Source organism: Kitasatospora sp. NPDC093679 (assembly GCF_040683455.1).
GTDB lineage: Bacteria > Actinomycetota > Actinomycetes > Streptomycetales > Streptomycetaceae > Kitasatospora > Kitasatospora arboriphila.
The window spans coordinates 1-20235 of record NZ_JBFBDW010000053.1; the positions used below are offsets into that span (position 1 = coordinate 1).

14 protein-coding genes and 1 rRNA gene are annotated in these 20235 nt (G+C 70.7%); 2 read left to right on the plus strand and 13 right to left on the minus strand.

What is annotated here, in order from left to right; all coding sequences use genetic code 11:
* The 10 genes from AB0O09_RS31155 to eccD all read right to left on the minus strand — a co-directional run.
* Window positions 1-268, minus strand: a 16S ribosomal RNA gene (locus AB0O09_RS31155); the annotation flags it as partial.
* Window positions 269-723: 455 nt separating this feature from the next.
* Window positions 724-2409: a ribonuclease J gene (locus AB0O09_RS31160; RefSeq protein WP_363547442.1), complete on the minus strand. Its 1686-nt coding sequence runs from the start codon at window positions 2407-2409 to the stop codon at window positions 724-726.
* Between the two features lie 164 nt (window positions 2410-2573).
* Window positions 2574-3473, minus strand: a complete 900-nt coding sequence (dapA, locus tag AB0O09_RS31165; RefSeq protein ID WP_344627259.1) for a 4-hydroxy-tetrahydrodipicolinate synthase — start codon at window positions 3471-3473, stop codon at window positions 2574-2576.
* 229 nt (window positions 3474-3702) lie between these two features.
* Window positions 3703-4431, minus strand: coding sequence for an FAD-dependent thymidylate synthase (gene thyX, locus AB0O09_RS31170; protein WP_344627258.1), 729 nt, complete (start codon window positions 4429-4431; stop codon window positions 3703-3705).
* Window positions 4428-4889: a tetratricopeptide repeat protein gene (locus AB0O09_RS31175; protein WP_344627257.1), complete on the minus strand. Its 462-nt coding sequence runs from the start codon at window positions 4887-4889 to the stop codon at window positions 4428-4430. Before AB0O09_RS31175 ends, thyX begins: the two co-directional genes overlap by 4 nt.
* Before the next feature lie 7 nt (window positions 4890-4896).
* Window positions 4897-5643, minus strand: a complete 747-nt coding sequence (dapB, locus tag AB0O09_RS31180) for a 4-hydroxy-tetrahydrodipicolinate reductase (protein WP_363547447.1) — start codon at window positions 5641-5643, stop codon at window positions 4897-4899.
* Window positions 5640-7007 (minus strand): pitrilysin family protein, encoded by a 1368-nt coding sequence (locus AB0O09_RS31185; protein WP_363547450.1) that lies wholly within the window; start codon window positions 7005-7007, stop codon window positions 5640-5642. Before AB0O09_RS31185 ends, dapB begins: the two co-directional genes overlap by 4 nt.
* A 94-nt stretch (window positions 7008-7101) precedes the next feature.
* Entirely contained in the window at window positions 7102-9309 is a 2208-nt protein-coding gene (locus tag AB0O09_RS31190; RefSeq protein ID WP_363547452.1) for a polyribonucleotide nucleotidyltransferase, read from the minus strand.
* A gap of 433 nt (window positions 9310-9742) precedes the next feature.
* Window positions 9743-10033: a 30S ribosomal protein S15 gene (gene rpsO, locus AB0O09_RS31195; RefSeq protein ID WP_030274764.1), complete on the minus strand. Its 291-nt coding sequence runs from the start codon at window positions 10031-10033 to the stop codon at window positions 9743-9745.
* A gap of 139 nt (window positions 10034-10172) precedes the next feature.
* Window positions 10173-11642 carry a type VII secretion integral membrane protein EccD gene (gene eccD, locus AB0O09_RS31200; RefSeq protein ID WP_344627253.1) on the minus strand — a complete coding sequence of 490 codons (1470 nt, stop codon included), beginning with the start codon at window positions 11640-11642 and terminating at the stop codon, window positions 10173-10175.
* 573 nt (window positions 11643-12215) lie between these two features.
* Between eccD and eccCa the strand changes: the two genes are divergently transcribed.
* Together eccCa and AB0O09_RS31210 are read left to right on the plus strand one after the other, a co-directional pair.
* On the plus strand, window positions 12216-16169 hold the full coding sequence (eccCa, locus tag AB0O09_RS31205) for a type VII secretion protein EccCa (protein WP_363547457.1): 3954 nt from the start codon (window positions 12216-12218) through the stop codon (window positions 16167-16169).
* Window positions 16170-16640: 471 nt separating this feature from the next.
* Window positions 16641-18038 carry an APC family permease gene (locus AB0O09_RS31210; protein WP_363547460.1) on the plus strand — a complete coding sequence of 466 codons (1398 nt, stop codon included), beginning with the start codon at window positions 16641-16643 and terminating at the stop codon, window positions 18036-18038.
* Window positions 18039-18114: 76 nt separating this feature from the next.
* Here AB0O09_RS31210 and mycP read toward each other — a convergent pair whose 3' ends face one another.
* The 3 genes from mycP to AB0O09_RS31225 form a co-directional block, all read right to left on the minus strand.
* Complete coding sequence (gene mycP, locus AB0O09_RS31215) at window positions 18115-19419, minus strand: type VII secretion-associated serine protease mycosin (protein WP_363547463.1); 1305 nt, start codon at window positions 19417-19419, stop codon at window positions 18115-18117.
* A gap of 107 nt (window positions 19420-19526) precedes the next feature.
* Window positions 19527-19817 (minus strand): WXG100 family type VII secretion target, encoded by a 291-nt coding sequence (locus tag AB0O09_RS31220; protein ID WP_363547465.1) that lies wholly within the window; start codon window positions 19815-19817, stop codon window positions 19527-19529.
* A gap of 78 nt (window positions 19818-19895) precedes the next feature.
* Complete coding sequence (locus AB0O09_RS31225) at window positions 19896-20198, minus strand: WXG100 family type VII secretion target (protein ID WP_263105328.1); 303 nt, start codon at window positions 20196-20198, stop codon at window positions 19896-19898.
* Window positions 20199-20235: the final 37 nt, after the last annotated feature.

The following is a 20235-nucleotide window of genomic DNA, read 5'->3' on the forward strand; positions in this document are numbered from 1 at the left end:
CCTTGGTAGGCCATTACCCCACCAACAAGCTGATAGGCCGCGGGCTCATCCTGCACCGCCGGAGCTTTCCACCCACCCCCATGCCGGGGCGGGTCGTATCCGGTATTAGACCCCGTTTCCAGGGCTTGTCCCAGAGTGCAGGGCAGATTGCCCACGTGTTACTCACCCGTTCGCCACTGATCCACCCCGAAGGGCTTCACCGTTCGACTTGCATGTGTTAAGCACGCCGCCAGCGTTCGTCCTGAGCCAGGATCAAACTCTCCGTGAATGACAACCGGATATCCGGTGCACACTCGCGGTGAGCGGCACGGCAACCACCGGAATAGGGTGGCCCCGCGCACTGCGTCCTCGCTGTGTTATTTCAAAAGGAATCTCCAACCGATCGATTTCCCGACCGGCCGGGGATGTCAACATATCTGGCGTTGACTTTTGGCACGCTGTTGAGTTCTCAAGGAACGGACACTTCCTTCGGACCGCCTTCCAGCGGACCCTCCGGGCGTTTCGCTCTTTCGTGTTTCCAGCTTATCAGATGTTTTCCGCTCCGTTTTCCGGAGTCCGTTTCATCGGATTCGCTTTTGCCTTTCGGCGCTCCCGAACTCTATCAGAGTTCTTTCACCGGATTTACCGCCTCGAACTGAATTCGAGTGGTGCCGTCCGGCAGTGGGGCAACCCGGAGAACATTACGCCCCGGGTCGCCCCACGTCAAACCTGGCCCGGCGGGTCTCAGACCTCGACCACGACCGGGAGGATCATCGGCCGGCGGCGGTAGTTGTCCGCCACCCACTTGCCGATGGTCCGGCGCACCAACTGCTGCACCTGGCGGACCTCCAGCACGCCGTCGCCCGCGGAGCGGGTGAGGGCCTCCTCCAGCTTCGCGACGACCGGGACGAAGGCGCCGTCGTCGATGCCGGAGCCGCGGGCCTGGATGGTCGGGCCGCTGACGATCTTGCCGTTGGTGGAGTCGACCACGACGAAGACGGAGATGAAGCCCTCCTCGCCGAGGATCCGGCGGTCCTTCAGCGAGGCCTCGGTGATGTCGCCGACCGAGGAGCCGTCGACGTACACGTAGCCGGCCTGGACCTTGCCGACGATCCGGGCGACGCCGTTCTCCAGGTCGACGCAGACGCCGTCCTCGGCGATGACGACCCGGTCCTTGGGCACGCCGGTCAGGATGCCGAGGTCGGCAGCGGCCCGCAGGTGGCGCCACTCGCCGTGGACCGGCATGAGGTTGCGCGGTCGGCAGATGTTGAAGAAGTACAGCAGCTCGCCGGCCGAGGCGTGGCCGGAGACGTGCACCTTGGCGTTGCCCTTGTGCACGACGTTGGCACCCCAGCGGGTCAGGCCGTTGATCACGCGGTAGATCGCGGTCTCGTTGCCGGGGATCAGCGAGGAGGCGAGCACCACGGTGTCGCCCTCGACGATGCGGATCTGGTGGTCCCGGTTGGCCATCCGCGAGAGCGCGGCCATCGGCTCGCCCTGCGAGCCGGTGCAGACCAGCACGACCTTGTCGTCCGGCAGGTCGTCCAGCGTCTTCACGTCGACGATCAGGTTGCCGGGGACCTTGAGGTAGCCGAGGTCACGGGCGATGCCCATGTTGCGGACCATCGAGCGGCCGACGAACGCGACCTTGCGGCCGTGCGCGTGGGCGGCGTCCAGCACCTGCTGGATGCGGTGCACGTGGCTGGCGAAGGACGCGACGATGATCCGGCGCTGGGCGCTCGCGAAGACGTTGCGCAGCGCGGCGGAGATGTCCCGCTCGTGCGGGATGAAGCCGGGGACCTCGGCGTTGGTGGAGTCCACCAGCAGCAGGTCCATGCCCTCCTCGGCCAGCTTGGCGAAGGCCGGGAGGTCGGTGAGGCGGCCGTCGAGCGGCAGCTGGTCCATCTTGAAGTCGCCGGTGGCGACGACCGTGCCGGCCGGGGTGCGGACGGCGACCGCGAGGGCGTCCGGGATGGAGTGGTTGACCGCGATGAACTCGCAGTCGAAGGGGCCGATGCGCTCGCGCTCGCCCTCCTTGACCTCCAGGACGTACGGGCGGATCCGGTGCTCGGCGAGCTTGGCCTCGATGAGCGCGAGGGTGAGCTTCGAGCCGATCAGCGGGATGTCCGGGTTCTCCCGGAGCAGGTACGGGACGGCGCCGATGTGGTCCTCGTGCCCGTGGGTCAGGACGATGCCGTCGACCTTGTCCAGGCGGTCCCGGATGTAGGTGAAGTCCGGGAGGATCAGGTCGACGCCGGGCTGCTCGTCCTCGGGGAAGAGGACGCCGCAGTCGACGATCAGGATGCGGTCGCCGAACTCCATGACCGTCATGTTGCGGCCGATCTCGCCGAGGCCGCCGAGCGGGGTGATGCGGAGGGCGCCCTCCTTGAGTGCGGGAGGGGCGCCGAGTTCGGGGTGCGGGTGGCTCAAAAGACTCTCCTCACGACGCACGCCACATGCCCGGGATCGTCCGGCGCCACGGGGCGTGCGTCCATCGTTGGCTTCCTACGTACCAGGTGCCTCCGCGCCTTCGGTCCGGTCCAGCGGCAGGCCCTCGGGGGCCCGGCGAGCCGGGGCGCGCACGTCTGTGTCTGCTAGAGGTGTACCCCGCCGGCGGCCAGATCCTGCTTCAGTTGCGCAATCTCCTCCGCGGTGGCGGAGACCAGCGGGAGGCGCAGCGGGCCCGCAGGGTGTCCCTGCAGGGTGAGCGCGGCCTTGCTGAGGATGACGCCCTGGGTGCGGAAGATGCCGGTGAAGACCGGCAGCAGGGACTGGTGGACGGCGGTGGCCTTGGCGGTGTCGCCCGCGGTGAAGGCCTCGATCATGGCCTTGAGCTCGGGCGTGACCACGTGGCTGACGACGCTGACCACGCCGACGGCGCCGACCGAGAGCAGCGGCAGGGTCAGGACGTCGTCGCCGGAGTACCAGGCGAGGTCGGAGCGGGCGATCGCCCAGGAGGCGGCGCCGACGTCGCCCTTGGCGTCCTTGTTGGCGACGATGCGGGGGTGCTCGCCGAGCCGGACGAGCGTCTCGTGGCTCAGTGCGACGGCGCTGCGGCCGGGGATGTCGTAGAGCATGACGGGCAGCTCGGTGGCGTCCGCGATGGCCGTGGTGTGCCGGTACAGGCCCTCCTGCGGGGGCTTGCTGTAGTACGGCGTGACGGCGAGCAGGCCGTGGGCGCCGGCCGCCTCGGCCTGGCGGGCCAGCTCGACGCTGTGGTGGGTGTCGTTGGTGCCGACGCCGGCGACGATGTGCGCGCGGTCCCCGACGGCCTCCACCACCGCCCGGACGAGCTGGGCCTTCTCGGCGTCGCTGGTGGTCGGCGACTCGCCGGTGGTGCCGTTGAGGACGAGGCCGTCGTTGCCGGCGTCCACGAGGTGGGCGGCGAGGCGCTGGGCGCCGTCGAGGTCGAGCCCGCCGTCGGCGGTGAAGGGGGTGACCATTGCGGTCAGGACCCGGCCGAAGGGCGTCTGGGGGGTGGAGGTCGGAGCCATGCGTCCAAAACTACTCGTAGGCCACTGGGGGGCGGTCACGCCGGTCCACGGTTCGGACAGGATCGTGCGAGGTCGACGGCGGGCCGTCGGGGTCGGAGCATGGGATTCCGGTGCTGCCCGCTCGGGGGTTCGGGCAGCACCGGAATCCGTGCTCCGAGCGTAGGGAGCGGGCGGAACCGCTGCAATCCGGACATGCCGGGCGGTCCGCCCGGATGCCCGTCTTCGCAGGTCAGGGGGCGACTCGGCCGTGCGCGTCGAAGGCCGCACGGGTGAGCGGCATCAGCTGCCCCCAGAGCTCCTCCATCTGCTCGGCGACCATCTCGATCTCCCGCTGCGGGAAGGACGGCACGGTGGCGTGCTCGTTCTTGGTGCGCAGCGAGAGGAAGTGCATGAGCGACCGGGCGTTGCAGGTGGCGTACATGGAGGAGAACAGGCCGACCGGGAGGACGGCGCGGGCGACCTCGCGGGCGACGCCGGCGGCGAGCATCTCCTGGTAGGCGCGGTAGGAGGAGCGGTAGGACTCCTCCATCGCCTCGGTGGTGACCTTGTGCTGCTCGGCGGTGCCCTCGACGAACTCGTACCGGCCCGGCTTGCCCTGCTGGACGAGGCGGCGCTCCGGGCCGGGGACGTAGAAGACGGGCTGCAGCTCGCGGTAGCGGCCGGACTCCTCGTTGTAGGACCAGCCGCTGCGGTGCCGGTGGAACTCGCGGAAGACGAAGATCGGCGCGCTGATGAAGAAGGTCATCGAGTTGTGCTCGAAGGGGGTGCCGTGGCGGTCCCGCATCAGGAAGTTGATCAGGCCCTTGGACTTCTCCGGGTCCTCGCCGATCGTCTCCAGGGACTGCTCGCCCTTGGTGGACACGCGGGCGGCCCACAGGACGTCGGTGTCGGTGGCGGCGCTGCGGACGAGTTCCACCGTGACGTCGCTGCGGAAGGTCGGGGCCAGGTCGTCGCTCACGCGGTGCTCCTCGTTTCGGTGGTGGTGCTGTGCAGCTTGATGGCGTGCTGCATGGCCTTGCGGGCACGCGGGGTGTCGCCGGCGTCGGCGTAGGCCACGGCGAGGCGGAAGAAGGCCCGCCAGTCGTGCGGGGAGGCCTCCGCCTCGGTCTTGCGGCGGGCGAAGACCTCGTCGGCGGAGGCCCGGTCGATCCGGCCGCCGGAGGTGCGGCGGAGTTCGTCGACGGGCAGGCCGCCCTCGGCCTCCAGCTCGCGGGCGAGCTGCTCGCTGGCCCGTCCGAAGCGGACGGTCTGGCGCAGGAACCAGATGCCGATCGGGGGGATGACGAAGGCGCAGACGCCGAGGCCGATGCCGAGCGGCTTTCCGGTGGCGACCAGTTGGACGCCCTCCCCCACGCAGAGCAGGGAGACCAGGACCAGGGCGGCGGCGAGCAGGAAGAAACCGGTGCGGGAGGTCATGCGGGGCTCACAGGTCCAGGAAGTGTTCGAGGCCGAGGGTGAGTCCGGGGGTGTCCACGACCTTGCGGACGCCGAGCAGGATGCCCGGCATGAAGCAGCTGTGGTGCAGCGAGTCGTGGCGGATGGTGAGGGTCTCGCCGGTGTCGCCGAACAGGATCTCCTGGTGGGCGAGCAGGCCGCGCAGCCGCACCGCGTGCACGGGGACGCCGTCCACGTCGGCGCCGCGGGCGCCGGGCAGCTCGTGGGTCGTCGGGTCCTGCTGGGGGGCTCGGCCGGCGTCCTTGCGGGCGGCGGCGATGAGCTGCGCGGTGCGGGTGGCGGTGCCGCTGGGGGCGTCGGCCTTGCGGTCGTGGTGGAGCTCGACGATCTCGACGGACTCGAAGTACTTGGCGGCCTTCTGGGCGAACTGCATGCCGAGAACGGCGCCGATGGAGAAGTTCGGGGCGATGAGCAGGCCGGTGGCGGGGCTCCCGGCGAGCCAGCCGCCGACGGTGGCGAGGCGCTCGTCCGTCCAGCCGGTGGTGCCGGTGACCACGTGGATGCCGTGGTGCAGGGCGTAGTCGAGGTTGCCCATGACGGCGTCGGGGTGGGTGAGCTCGACGGCGACCTGGACTCCGGCGTCGGTCAGCTCGGTGAGGTCGGAGCCGCGGCCGAGGGCCGCGACCAGCTCCATGTCGGGGGCGGCCTCGACGGCCTTGACGGCCTCGGAGCCGATCCGTCCGTTGGCGCCGATCACGGCGACGCGCAGTGTCATGCGGTTTCCTCCTGGGCGAGCACGTCGGCCACGGCCGCGGCCCGCTTGGCGTTGATCGGACCGATCAGGGCGAGCGACGGGCGGTGGGCCCCCAGCACATCACGGGCGACCGCCCGGACGTCGTCCAGGGTCACCGCCGCTATCTTCGCCAGCATGTCGTCCACCGACAGATGGGTGCCGTAGCAGAGCTCGGCCTTGCCGATGCGGTTCATCAGCGAGCCGGTGTCCTCCATGCCGAGCACGGTGGAGCCGGAGATCTGGCCGATGGCGCGCTGGAGCTCCTCCTCGGTGATGCCGTCGGCGACGACCTTGGCGAGCTCCTGGCGGCAGATCGACAGCACCTCCTCGACCCGCTTGGGCTGGCAGCCGGCGTAGATGCCGAAGATGCCGCTGTCGGCGTAGGAGGAGGAGTAGGAGTAGACGGAGTAGGCGAGGCCGCGCTTCTCCCGGACCTCCTGGAAGAGCCGGGAGCTCATGCCGCCGCCGAGGGCGGCGTTGAGGACGCCCATCGCCCAGCGCCGCTCGTCGTGGCGGGGCACGCCCGGCACGCCGAGGACGAGGTGGGCCTGCTCGGTGGGCCGGTTGAGGACCTCGGTGCGGCCTGCGGTGCGCAGCGCCTTGACGCCGCGGCGGACGTCGGCGGGGTGGCCGGTGGAGCGGGCGAGGACGGGCGCGAAGGCCTCCTCGACGAGCTTGACGACCTTGCGGTGGTCGAGGTTGCCGGCGGCGGCCACGACCAGGTGCTCGGGCTTGTAGCGGCGCTTGTAGAAGCCGGCGATCTGGTCGCGGGTGAGGTTGGTGACGGTCTCCTCGCTGCCGAGGATCGGTCGGCCGAGCGGGCCGTCGCCGTAGATCACCTTGGCGAAGAGGTCGTGGACGACGTCGCCCGGGTCGTCCTCGGCCATGGCCATCTCCTCGAGGATGACGCCGCGCTCGGCGTCGACGTCCTCGGGGCGGATCAGCGAGCCGGTGAGCATGTCGCAGACCACGTCGATGGCGAGCGGCAGGTCGGTGTCGAGCACCCGCGCGTAGTAACAGGTGTTCTCCTTGGCGGTGAAGGCGTTCATCTCGCCGCCGACGGCGTCCAGGGCCGCGGAGATCTCGAGGGCGCTGCGCCGGGCGGTGCCCTTGAAGAGCAGGTGCTCCAGGTAGTGGGTGGCGCCGTTGAGGACGGGCGTCTCGTCGCGGGAGCCGACGCCGACCCAGATGCCGAAGGTCGCGGAGCGGACGGTCGGCAGGGTCTCGGTGACGACCCGCAGGCCGCCGGGCAGGACGGTGCGGCGGACGGTGCCGGCGCCGTCGAGGCCCTTCAGCAGGGTCTTGGTGGTGCCGGGGCGCTGGTGTGCCGCGGAGGCCTGAGCCACCAGGGTGTACCTCTCGATCGGGGAAGAACAGGGTGCGGCCCGCACGCCGCGAGGGCGTGCGGGCCGCGGGAGGACTACCTCGTCACTCGGTGCGTCACTCGGAGGCGGCCTCGCCGCCCTCCTCGCCCTCGATCACGGGGACGAGGGAGAGCTTGCCGCGCGGGTCGATCTCGGCGATCTCGACCTGCACCTTGGTGCCGACCGCGAGCACGTCCTCGACGTTCTCCACGCGCTTGCCGCCGGCGAGCTTGCGGATCTGCGAGATGTGCAGCAGACCGTCCTTGCCGGGCATGAGGGAGACGAACGCGCCGAAGGTCGTGGTCTTCACCACGGTGCCCAGGTAGCGCTCGCCGACCTCCGGCATGGTCGGGTTGGCGATCTGGTTGATCGTGGTGCGGGCGGCCTCGGCGGCCGGGCCGTCGGAGGCACCGATGTAGATGGTGCCGTCGTCCTCGATCGTGATCTCGGCGCCGGTGTCCTCCTGGATCTGGTTGATCATCTTGCCCTTGGGGCCGATGACCTCACCGATCTTGTCCACCGGGATCTTGATCGTGATGATGCGCGGGGCGTACTGCGACATCTCGTCCGGAGTGTCGATGGCCTCGTTCATCACGTCGAGGATGTGCAGGCGGGCGTCCTTGGCCTGCTTCAGCGCGGCGGCGAGCACCGACGCCGGGATGCCGTTCAGCTTGGTGTCGAGCTGGAGGGCGGTGATGAAGTTGCGGGTGCCGGCGACCTTGAAGTCCATGTCGCCGAACGCGTCCTCGGCGCCGAGGATGTCGGTCAGCGTGACGTAGTGGGTCTCGCCGTCGATCTCCTGGGAGATCAGGCCCATGGCGATGCCGGCGACGGCGGCCTTCAGCGGCACACCGGCGTTCAGCAGCGACATGGTGGAGGCGCAGACCGAGCCCATCGAGGTGGAGCCGTTGGAGCCGAGCGCCTCGGAGACCTGGCGGATGGCGTACGGGAACTCCTCTCGGGAGGGCAGCACGGGCAGGATCGCCCGCTCGGCCAGCGCGCCGTGGCCGATCTCGCGGCGCTTGGGCGAGCCCACGCGGCCGGTCTCGCCGACGGAGTACGGCGGGAAGTTGTAGTTGTGCATGTAGCGGCGGCGCGTCTCCGGGGAGAGCGTGTCGAGCTGCTGCTCCATGCGGAGCATGTTCAGCGTGGTGACGCCCAGGATCTGGGTCTCGCCGCGCTCGAACAGGGCGGAGCCGTGGACCCGCGGGATCGCCTCGACCTCGGCGGCCAGGGTGCGGATGTCGGTGACGCCGCGGCCGTCGATGCGGACCTTGTCCTTGATGACGCGCTCGCGGACGATCTTCTTGGTCAGCGCGTTGTAGGCGGCGCTGATCTCCTTCTCGCGGCCCTCGAAGTCCGGGAGGAGCTTGTCCGCGGCGATCGCCTTGATGCGGTCGAGCTCGTTGTTGCGCTCCTGCTTGCCGGCGATGGTGAGCGCCTGGGCGAGCTCGTCCTTGACCGCGGAGGTCAGGGCGGAGAGCACGTCGTCCTGGTAGTCCAGGAAGACCGGGAACTCGCCGGTCGGCTTGGCGGCCTGGGCGGCCAGCTGGGCCTGGGCGGCGCAGAGCACCTTGATGAACGGCTTGGCGGCCTCGAGACCGGCGGCCACGACCTCCTCGGTCGGGGCCTCGGCGCCGTCGGCGACCAGCTTGATGGTCTTGTCGGTGGCCTCGGCCTCGACCATCATGATCGCGACGTCGCCGTCCGGCAGGGCGCGGCCGGCCACGACCATGTCGAAGACGGCGTCCTCGAGCTCCGAGTGGGTCGGGAAGGCGACCCACTGGCCCTTGATCAGCGCGACGCGGACGCCGCCGATCGGGCCGGAGAACGGCAGGCCGGCCAGCTGGGTGGAGGCGGAGGCCGCGTTGATGGCCACCACGTCGTAGAGGTGGTCCGGGTTGAGCGCCATCACGGTGACGACGACCTGGATCTCGTTGCGCAGACCCTTGACGAAGGACGGACGCAGCGGGCGGTCGATCAGGCGGCAGGTGAGGATCGCGTCCTCGGAGGGCCGGCCCTCACGACGGAAGAACGAGCCGGGGATCCGGCCCGCGGCGTACATGCGCTCCTCGACGTCCACGGTCAGCGGGAAGAAGTCGAAGTGCTCCTTCGGCTGCTTGGACGCGCTGGTCGCCGACAGCACCATGGTGTCGTCGTCCAGGTAGGCGACGGCGGAGCCGGCGGCCTGGCGGGCCAGGCGGCCCGTCTCGAAGCGGATGGTACGGGTGCCGAAGCTGCCGTTGTCGATGACGGCCTCGGCGTAGAACACGTTCTCTTCCACCTGGAAGATCTCCTCTTTCGTACGTCTCCGGTGGAGCGCCCCCCAGCGTCCGCCTGCCCGGCCCTGCGGGCCGGTCTTCGATCGAAGCCCCCGGGCGTCTGTCGACGACTCCCGGCGGCCACTACCGAGGACCGGCGCCTCTCGGCTTGCCTGGTCGGCGGTCGCGTGTGGACGCTCCCCGGATGCGGGCGGCCTCCGTTTGAGGCCTGCGGCCCGCGCAGGGTGTCGGTCCTGCCCGGTGCCGTCCGCGCGTCGCGCGGTCGGGCACTTACCCGGGCATGCCCTTCACCTTACAAATTCACACCCTACCGAGCGCGCCATTACCACGCGTGTGGCAGCGGTTCTTCCGCCCGGGGTGCGGTCCGCGCGGCGTGCCGCGCGGATGCGCCGAAGGGCGGCCCCCCGGGAAGGGGAGCCGCCCCACGAAGCGGTGTCAGCGAGCGCCGCCCGCGGCGCCGCGGCGGATGCCGAGGCGGTCGACGAGGGTACGGAAACGCTCGATGTCCTTCTTGGCCAGGTACTGCAGCAGGCGGCGGCGCTGGCCGACCAGGATCAGCAGACCACGACGGGAGTGGTGGTCGTGCTTGTGGGCCTTGAGGTGCTCGGTCAGGTCCGAGATGCGGCGGGAGAGCATGGCCACCTGGACCTCGGGGGAGCCGGTGTCGCCCTCCTTCTGGCCGAACTCGGCGATGATCTGCTTCTTGACGTCGGCGGCGAGGGCCACGGCATCTCCTTCGGGGTGGCCGAGCGATCCCGGTAGACGACACAGGATCTGACAGAACTCGGACTGACCAAGCGTACCAGCGCCCGCCGGCGTCCCCTGTCGCGGGGTGCCGGCGGGCGCCGGGTCGGGTGCGGCGGCGTCAGCTGGTGGCGCCGCGGACCAGGGCGTAGATGTTCAGCACGGCCAGCGCGAGCGGGACGAGCGAGATCAGCATCAGGCCGTCCACCATGTCCAGGATGCGCCCCCAGAAGGGGGAGACGCCGAGGCGGGGGACGATCAGCGCGATCGCGGTGAGCAGGGCGGCGCCCACGGCGATCGAGGCCGACAGCCAGACGGTGCGCAGGTCGAGCGAGCTGCCGGTGCCGCCCTCCTGCAGCTGCTCCAGGATGAACAGCGGGGTGTGCAGCGAGAGGCCGAGGATCAGCAGGGCGAGCCCGATCAGGCCGGCGATGGTGAGGCTGAAGACCTGCGCGGTGTAGCGGAACAGCCGGGCGCGCAGCATGGTCGAGATGCCGACGGCCAGGGCGAGCAGCTCGGCGAAGGCGGAGTCGCTGAAGCCGAGCACGGCGCAGGCGCCGATGACGGTGGCGGAGCAGCCGCCGACCAGGCCGACGAGGACCTCGTGGCCGCGGCGGGCCTGGTGGGCGATCCGCTCGTACTGCACGGTCTCGGTGCGGCTGCCCTCCTCGCCGTAGGCGCTGCCGCGGGTGCGGGTCTGGCCGGGCGGGCTGAAGCCGACGGGGAGGCGGGCGAAGCGGGCGGAGAGGGCCGGCAGGAAGCCGACCGCGGCGACCGCGGCGACACCGGTGACGGCGGCGATGTGGGTGGCCGGGGTGCCGTCGAGCAGCACGGCGGCGAAGGTCGCCAGGGTGCCAGCGGCGGCGAGGAAGGAGGAGGCGACGAAGACCGAGTCCTTCTCTGGCAGCAGGCCGACGAGCAGCACCGAGACGACGAGGACGGCGACGCAGCCGACGAGGAACTGCAGCCGGCCGGGGCCGTCGCCGGCGTTGGCGACCGGGACGGCGCCGGAGCCGGCGATCAGGGCGTGCGGCAGGGCGCCGAGGCCGAGCGCGAGGCCAGCCGCGTGGTCGTCGTAGACCCGGGCGCGGACGCCGGCGAAGGTGACCAGGACGACCGCGGTGACGCCGGAGAGGATGCCGGCCAGGCCGTGCATGTCGTGGCGCAGGTCGGAGAACCAGAGGGCGAAGCCGAGCAGCACCAGCATCACGGTGGCGCCGATCAGGCCGAAGGCCCGCATCAGGTCGGGGCTCCAGAATCGGCGGTCGGCCTCGACGGCGCTGGCGACGGCGTCGGCCACGTCGTCGTAGACCGCGGGCGGCAGCGACTCGGCGAACGGGCGCAGGCTCAGCAGGTCGCCGTCGCGGACCTGCTGCGCGGCCAGCGGCAGGCCGCTGTCGAGCACGGTGCCGTCCCGGCGGACGAGGTGGAAGCCGGTGGGCGTGCCGTCGACCTGGGTCTGCCCGGTGAGGCGCAGCACCTCGGGGTAGATGTCGGCGAGCGGGACGTCCTCGGGCAGGGCGACGTCGATCCGGCTGTCGGGCGCGACGACGGTGACCCGGCAGAAGCCGGTCGTTGCACTGGCGCTCATGCGGCCACCTCCGCGAGCCCGGAGGCCGCTTCGCGCCATGCGCACCTCTTGACTGTCCGCTCGCTCACCGGCGCTCCCCCTTGTCGGATATGCCTGCTCGTCAGCTCTTGGTTCGATTGCGCCCTCCCGCGGACCGGTCCGGAACTGACACGGGCCGGGGCGGAGTTGGCGCGGCGTTACCCTACCGCCCGCGGAGGTGCGGCTGCGGTCCGGCCCCGCCCGAATTCGCCGCAGGCCGCGGGGGGCGGCGAATTGCCCTGCAACGGTGTGCTGTTGTGGAGGGGATTCGACGATTCGTACCGGAAATCTCCTCGGCTGACCCCGTGGTCGAACCGTCCCGGCCGCCCAGTAGGATCGGCCCCTGCGCAAGGCGTACGGGGGCCCGGCTGGTGCAGCAACCCTCCGATGTGCGTCTGCGGTCGGCGGAGCGGGGGCGGCGTCATCGCACGGGGCGCCCTCACCCGTACGTAATCGGTGTGCGTGAGGGTTGGTGCCAGTGAGCGAGCGAAGCGAACGGACCGTCAAGGGGTCCGGGTTCCGCGCAGCGGCCGCCGGGCGGAGCGGGGCGGTCGCATGAGTGTGGTGACGGTGAAGCGTCCGCCGCGGGCGTACCCGCCCCCGGTGCCGGACGAGCCGGTGGAGCTGGTCGCCCCTCCGGAGCTGCCGCGTTCCGGCGGCGAGGACTGGATGATGTCCTTGCTGCCGCTGCTCGGCATGGGCGGTTCGGCGGCGTTCTTCTTCTCCCCCGGCGCCCAGGGCCCGATGAAGATCATGGGTGTCCTGATGGTGGCGTCGACCGCGGGCATGGCGGTCGCGCAGATCGTCAAGGCGCGGCGCGGCGGCAACGCCGGCACCGCGGACGAGCGCCGCGACTACCTCAAGTACCTGCAGCAGATGCGCCGGCAGGTCCGCCGCACGGCCGAGCGGCAGCGCGGTGCGCTGCTGTTCACGCACCCCGAGCCGGACCAGCTGTGGTCGATCGTCGCCGAGGGGCGGCGGCTGTGGGAGCGCCGGCCCACCGATCCGGACTTCGCGCAGGTGCGCCTCGGTACCGGGCCGCAGCAGCTGTCGAGCCCGATCGTGGCGCCGCAGACCGCTCCGCTGGACGAGCTGGAGCCGCTGGCCGCCGAGGCGATGGGCACCTTCATCAAGTCGCACGGCACGCTGCAGGACCTGCCGCTGGCGGTCTCGCTGCGCGCCTTCTACCACATCACGGTCTGCGGCGACCCGGACACCGTGTACGGCAACGTACGGGCGATGGTCGCCCAGTTGACGACGCTGCACTCGCCGGACGACCTGATGGTCGCCGTGGCGGCCGCGCCGGGCGCGGTCGACGAGTGGGAGTGGGCGAAGTGGCTGCCGCACACCCAGCACCGCAAGGAGAACGACGGCGCCGGTTCGCGCCGTCTGATCGCGACCGGCCTCGGTGAGCTGGAGGAGCTGCTCGCCAAGGAGCTGGACGGCCGCAAGGGCTTCTCCCGGGACAGCGTGCCGAGCGCCGACAAGCCGCACCTGATCGTGGTCATGGACGGCGCCGCGGTGCCGCACGACTCGGTCCTGGCCGGTCCGGAGGGCGTCGAGGGCGTCACCGTGATCGAGGTCGTCCCCGGCGACCTGGACGAGCCGAGCGGCCACCTGGTCATCACGGTGGGCAAGGACGGCCTGCTGCTGGAGTCGGCCTCCGGCGCCTCGTACTCCGGCCGGCCGGACACCCTGTCGGCGTGGCAGTCGGAGGCGCTGGCCCGTCAGCTGGCGCCGTTCCGGGTGTCCGCGGGCGGCGACGACGGCGACCCGTCGCTGGTGTCGATGGACTTCACCGAGATGATGAACACCGGTGACCCGGGTTCCTTCGACCCGGCCCGGCACTGGCGGCCGCGTCCGATGGCGGAGAAGCTCAAGGTGCCGCTGGGCGTCGGCCAGAACGGCGAGTACGTCTGGCTGGACATCAAGGAGGCCTCGCTCCAGGGCATGGGCCCGCACGGCATGTGCGTCGGCGCGACCGGTTCCGGCAAGTCCGAGGTGCTGCGCACCATCGTGCTGGCGCTGGCGGTGACCCACTCCTCCGAGGTGCTGAACCTGGTCCTCGCGGACTTCAAGGGTGGTGCCACCTTCGCCGGCATGGCGGAGATGCCGCACACCGCGGCCGTGATCACCAACCTGGAGGGCGAGGCGACCCTCATCGACCGCATGCGCGACGCGATCGAGGGCGAGATGAACCGCCGTCAGGAGCTGCTGCGCGCGGCGGGCAACTACGCCAACATCAACGAGTACGAGCGGGCCCGCGCGGCGGGTGCGGCGCTGGACCCGCTGCCCTCGCTGCTGATGATCATCGACGAGTTCTCCGAGCTGCTCACCGCGAAGCCGGACTTCATCGACCTGTTCATCCAGATCGGCCGCATCGGCCGTTCGCTGGGCATGCACATGCTGCTGGCCTCGCAGCGACTGGAGGAGGGCAAGCTCCGCGGTCTGGACACCTTCCTCTCCTACCGGCTGGGTCTGCGCACCTTCTCGGCCGCCGAGTCGCGGGCCGCGATCGGCGTGCCGGACGCCTACCACCTGCCGCCGATCCCCGGCGTCGGCTACCTGAAGTTCGGCTCCGACGTGATGGAGCGCTTCCGGGCCGCGTACGTCTCCGGCCCGTACCGGCCGCCGGGCCAGCAGCGGACCAGCGGCGGCCAGGTGATCACCGCGCAGCCGGTGCTGTTCACCGCCGCCGAGGTGGCGGTCGTGGAGCCGGTGGTCGAGGAGGTGGTCGAGGAGGTCGAGGAGATCGACGACTCGCTGCTCGACACCATGCTGGACGTCTTCGTGCAGCGCATGATCAGCCAGGGCCCGCCGGCCCACCAGGTGTGGCTGCCGCCGCTGGAGGAGGCGCCGAGCATCGACGGCCTGGTGCCGCCGCTGCAGGTCACCGCCGAGCGCGGCCTGACCTCGCCGGAGTACGGTGCGCTCGGCCGCCTCGTGGTGCCGGTCGGCATCGTCGACAAGCCGCGCGACCAGCGCCGCGACGTGTTGTACCAGGACTTCTCGGGTGCGGCCGGCCACGGCCTGATCGTCGGCGGTCCGCAGTCCGGCAAGTCCAACATGGTGCGCACCCTGGTGTCCGGCTTCGCCGTCACGCACACCCCGGCCGAGGTGCAGTTCTACCTGCTGGACTTCGGCGGTGGCGCGTTCGGCGCGCTGTCCGGCCTGCCGCACGTCGGCGGGGTCGCCGGCCGTCTGGACGTCGAGAAGGTGCGCCGCCTGGTCAGCGAGGTGCACGGGGTGCTCAACCGCCGTGAGGAGCTGTTCCGCACGGCCGGCATCGACACCGTCGCCACCTACCGCTCGCGCCGCGCGGCCGGCCAGCTGCCGGACGAGCAGTTCGGCGACGTCTTCCTGATCATCGACGGCTGGCTGACCTTCAAGCAGGAGTACGAGGTCCTCGAACCGGTCATCAACGACATCGCGCAGCGCGGTCTGACCTACGGCGTGCACGTGGTCGTCACCGCGGCCCGCTACGCGGAGGTGCGGCCGGCGCTCAAGGACCTGCTGCAGAACCGCACCGAGCTGCGGCTCGGCGACTCGATGGAGTCGGAGATCGACCGCAAGGTCGCGGTCAACGTTCCGGCGGGCTCGCCCGGTCGCGGTCTGACCGCGGCGAAGCTGCACTTCCTGTCCGGCCTGCCGCGCCTGGACGGCTCGTCGACGACCGAGGACCTGGCGGACGGCGTGGCCGACCTGGTGGCGCAGATCGACGCCGCCTGGACGGGCCCGCGCGCCCCGCAGGTCCGCATGCTGCCGGCCGTCCTGGACGGCAACGCGCTGCCCAAGGGCTTCGAGCACCCCGAGCTGGGTGTGGCCTTCGGTGTGGACGAGGTCGAGCTCGCGCCGGTCTTCGTCAACTTCGAGACCGACCCGCTGTTCATCGTCTTCGGCGAGAGCGAGTCCGGTAAGTCGGCGCTGCTGCGGATGCTGGTCAAGCAGATCACCGAGCGGTACACCCCGGACCAGGCGGGCATCGTGGTCGGCGACTTCCGCCGTTCGCTGCTCGGCGTGGTGCCGCAGGAGTACCTGGTGGAGTACGCGGCGGCGGCGCCCGCGATGTCGGCGGCCGTGGAGATGCTCCGCGGCGCCTGCTCGCGCCGCCTGCCCGGCCCGGACGTCACGCCGGAGCAGCTGCGCAACCGCAGCTGGTACAGCGGCAAGGACATGTTCGTGATCGTGGACGACTACGAGCTGGTCGCCACCTCCTCGGGCAACCCGATGGCGCCGCTGGCCGAGTTCCTGCCGTTCGCCCGCGACATCGGCCTGCGCGTGATCATCGCGCGCAGCGCCGGCGGTGCCGGCCGCTCGCTGTTCGAGCCGGTCATGCAGCGCATGCGCGAGCTGGGCGGCCAGGGCGTGCTGCTCTCGGGCGACAAGAACGAGGGCGCGCTGCTCGGCACGGTCAAGCCGCAGCCGCTGCCGCCGGGCCGCGGTGTGTTCGTCTCCCGGCGGATCGCCGCCGGCCAGACCCTGCAGACGGGCTGGCTGCCGACCCTGTAGCGGTGACGTCGTGTGACCGGAAGGGCCGGACTCCTCGGAGTCCGGCCCTTCCGGCATTCCAGGCCGTGGACGGTGCCAGAACGTTACCTACTTTTTTGCCGCGCCCTGCTGCGGTTCCCGCACCCGCCGGGGCGGCCGCCGGAGCCCGGAGAGGCCACCTTCATTCACATGAATAAATAGCGCCATATCCTTTGATTAATAGATCAACATCGACAGTTCATCTTTGATTCAACCTTCATCCATCGGAGTTGACAGAAGCGGACAAAGGTGAGCTTTGCCACAGGCAGCCACCGGATCGCATGTTTATACGGCGGACGGCAACGGATTCCGAAGCCGATCGCGCGTTGACGAAGGCAAAACGGAGCGGTTCCATGGCGTCTCGGGAGCGACCGAAACACCACGTCAGCGAACGCCCGTCGGAGGCGATAGCGCTCCCACCCCCAGAACCCCCGCACGTCGATCGGATGCCCCATGACCGACACGCTTCGCCCGCCACTCGCCGTAGCCGAGACTCCGACGGACGGCGGTCCCAAGAAGCTCACCCGTTCGATCGGTGTCGTGGGTGGCACCCTGCTCACGCTCTCCTGCGTGACACCGGCGTCCTCGCTGTTCGTCATCGTGCCCGAGCTGTTCTCCTCGCTCGGCACCTTCACCGCCATGTCGATCGCCATCGGCGCGCTGATCTGCATCGCGGTGGCCTTCTGCTACTCCGAGCTCGGCACCCTCGTCCCCAGCGCCGGCGGCGAGTACGCCATGGTCGGCACCCTGGCCGGGCGCTTCGCGGGCTGGCTGGTGTTCATCCAGTCGCTGATCGTCGTGATGATCGTGCCCTCGCTCATCGCCATCGGCACCGCCGACTACCTGGCCCCCATCGTCCACGTGGACGCCCGCTGGGCCGGCGCGGCCGTGATGATCGCCGCCACCGTCGCCGGCCTGCTGGACCTGCGCGCCAACGCCTGGATCACCGGCATCTTCCTCGTCCTCGAGGTCATCGCCGCCGGCGTGGTCGCCTTCCTCGGCTTCGGCCACGCCGAGCGCGGCGCCGGCAGCCTCTTCCACGGCTCGGTCGTCACGGACGGCGCCACCGGCGCCGTCGGCCTCGGCGCGATCGTCGCCGCGATGGGCACCGCGCTCTTCGTCACCCAGGGCTTCTCCACCGCCATCTACCTCTCCGAGGAGCTGGAGAACCCGCGCCGCAACGTCGCCCGCACCGTGCTGTGGACGCTGGCCCTGTCGGTCGTCATCATCATCCTCCCGGTGGTCGCGATCACCCTGGGCGCCCCGGACCTCGCCGCCCTGAGCGCCGGCAACATCTCCGACCTGGTCACCGGCTGGAGCAACTCCGCGGTCGGCACCTTCATCAGCCTCTGCGTCGCCCTGGCGATCATCAACGCCGGCATCGTCATGGTCATCCAGAACTCCCGGGTGCTGTTCGCCTCCGGCCGCGACAAGGCCTGGCCCGAGCCGGTCAACCGCGCCTTCGGCACCCTCAACCGGTTCAGCGCCCCCTGGGTCTCCACCCTGGCCGTCGGCGTCCCCGGCGCGGTGCTCTGCTTCGTCCCGCAGGAGCAGCTGACCAACATCACCGGTGTCGCCGTCACCGCCCTGTACCTGCTGGTGGCCGTGGCCGCGCTGTTCTCCCGCCGGGCCCACCACAAGCACGCGCCGGCCTGGCGCCAGCCGCTCTGGCCCGTCCTGCCGGTCCTGCTGACCGTCGGCCTGGTCTACCTGCTGACCCAGCTCGACGTCACCGCCCTCAAGTGGACCGGCGGCATCACCGTGGTCGCCAGCCTCTACTGGCTGTTCTACCTGCGGCCCCGGCAGGCCGACCGCTGGGTGATCACCCTGCCCGAGGACGAGCAGGTCTGACCCGGCCCCGCGCACGACGGAAGCGGCCCGGCCCCCTGCTGAGGGGGCCGGGCCGCTTCCGTCCGTCCGGGGGCGCTCAGCCCTCGTGGCGGCGCCGGCGGTCGCGCAGCACGACCGAGCCGCCGGCCAGCGCGGCGACCGCGAGCACGCCTCCGCCGAGCACGAAGGTGCCGGTGCGGCGGTCCCGGTCGGCCTGGGTCTCGGCGAGGCCGAGCGGCTGGGCCACGACCGGCGCCCGGTCGATGGCGAGCTTCGGGTCCTCGTGCGGCTCGGCGGCCTGCTCGTCGCCGCTCTGCACGGCCTTGACCGGGTCGACGACGCCCCAGCCGATGAACTTGTTCGCGCCGCGCTGGGTGCGCTGGGCGGTCTGCTCGATCCGGGCCCGGATCTGCGCCGGGGTCCAGTCGGGGTAGGCACCCTTCAGCAGGGCCGCCACGCCGGCCACATACGGGGCGGAGAAGCTGGTGCCGTTGTCGACGCACTGGCCGCCGGCCGGCACCGTCGACAGCATGTCGACGCCCGGGGCGGCGATGTCGACGAACTGGCCGTACTCGGAGAACGGCGCGCGCTCGTTGTTGCGGTCCGAGGCCCCCACGGCCAGCACCGTCAAGAACGCCGCAGGGAAGGTGTCGCCCTCACGGCCGTCGTTGCCGGACGAGGCGACCACCACCACGCCCTTGCGGTCGGCGTCCTCCACGGCCGTCTGCAGCTGGCCCTTCAGCGCGAAGTCGTTGGAGTCGCCCTCCGCCCGGACGTCCTGCGAGATGTTGATGACGTCGGCGCCCTTCGCCACGGCCAGGTTGATCGCGGTGATCAGGCTCTGCACGGAGCCGCTGCCCTGGTCGTCGTTCTGCTTGATCGAGAGGATCGCGGCGTCCGGCGCGAGGCCGACGAAGCCCGTCCCGGTGATCGGCTTGGCGGCGATGATGCCGGCCACCTTGGTGCCGTGGCCGACGGTGTCGTTCTTGCCGTCGTCCTTCTCGCCCTGCTGCTTGGGGGGCAGCAGCGAGGTGCCGTCCTCCACCTTGTCGGCGAGCTGCGGGTTGCGGTCGTTCACGCCGGTGTCGATCACCGCGACCTTGACCGGCTCGCCCTTCTTGCCGCCGGGCCCGTCCTTGGCGAACCTGCCCGTCCGACCGTCCTTCCAGAGCTCGTTCAGCAGCACCCGCTGGAGCGCCCACGGGGTGCCCTGGACGTTCTCGGACGGAAACTTGCACTCGCCGGCCGCGGCTATGCCGATCGGAGACCAGCGCGGCGCGCTGTCCGAGCCCGACGGCGCGGGCGTCGGCGTGGCCGCGTACGCCGGACCCGCGACGAGCGAGCCGACCACCCCCAGCACCACGGACACGGCGGCCGCCCTGCGGAACGTACCCAACGACACCTGTCTTCCCCTCATGATCCCGATGCCGTGCGCGTCAGTACGCGCGAGGGGCGGGCGCCCGGTCGGACGCCCGCCCACATGTCGCCGTGTCGCACGGCGGCCGGGCCTCAGCCCCAGACGCCGACGTTCTTCTGCTCGGTCGCCTGGTAGCTCTGCGCGGCGTTGTCCAGCGAGGTGGCGATCTGGCCCAGGACCTGCTGCAGGTCGGCGGCCTTGGCGTCCCACTCCTGCTGGCGGGCCTGGTAGCCCTCCTGCGCCGAGCCCTCCCAGCTGGCCGCGATGCGCTGCACGCCGGCCTTCAGCTCGTCGAGCTGCGACTGGATGCGCTGCGCGGTCTGGCGGACCTCCGACGACGCGTTCTGGATCGTCGAGAAATTGACGAGAATGTGGTCACCCATGGTGTCTCCTAGTCGATGGAATCGGCACGGCCCGGTGCACGGACCGCACTACGGCCGAGGTCCTGCGGACCCGAGAACTCAGTGACCGAGCCCGGACATCGAGGACTGCTGCTCCTGCTCCGTCTGCGCGTAGAGCTTGGTGGTCGCCTCGATCGCCTGCTTGATCTCGTCGAGCACCTTGTTGAGCGCGGTCGCGTCCTCGTTGAACCGGGTCTGCATCTGCTGGTAGGCCTGGGCCGCCTGGCCCTGCCAGCCAGCCTTGATCGAGTCGACCAGCGCGTTGAGCCGCTGAATCTCGCCCTGGACCTGCGCGTTCACCTCACCGATGCGGTTGGCGAAGGCATTCATTTCCTCAGCGGTCGTCTTGAACTGACCAGCCATGATCCACCGTCCCCCATGAGACAGACAATTACTTCGG

Coding starts and splice junctions, on each gene's coding strand:
- dapA (WP_344627259.1), bottom strand. CDS start 3,473: ATGGCTCCGACCTCCACCCCCCAGACGCCCTTCGGCCGGGTCCTGACC.
- AB0O09_RS31175 (WP_344627257.1), bottom strand. CDS start 4,889: ATGACCTCCCGCACCGGTTTCTTCCTGCTCGCCGCCGCCCTGGTCCTG.
- dapB (WP_363547447.1), bottom strand. CDS start 5,643: ATGACACTGCGCGTCGCCGTGATCGGCGCCAACGGACGGATCGGCTCC.
- eccD (WP_344627253.1), bottom strand. CDS start 11,642: ATGAGCGCCAGTGCAACGACCGGCTTCTGCCGGGTCACCGTCGTCGCG.
- eccCa (WP_363547457.1), top strand. CDS start 12,216: ATGAGTGTGGTGACGGTGAAGCGTCCGCCGCGGGCGTACCCGCCCCCG.
- AB0O09_RS31210 (WP_363547460.1), top strand. CDS start 16,641: ATGACCGACACGCTTCGCCCGCCACTCGCCGTAGCCGAGACTCCGACG.
- AB0O09_RS31220 (WP_363547465.1), bottom strand. CDS start 19,817: ATGGGTGACCACATTCTCGTCAATTTCTCGACGATCCAGAACGCGTCG.
- AB0O09_RS31225 (WP_263105328.1), bottom strand. CDS start 20,198: ATGGCTGGTCAGTTCAAGACGACCGCTGAGGAAATGAATGCCTTCGCC.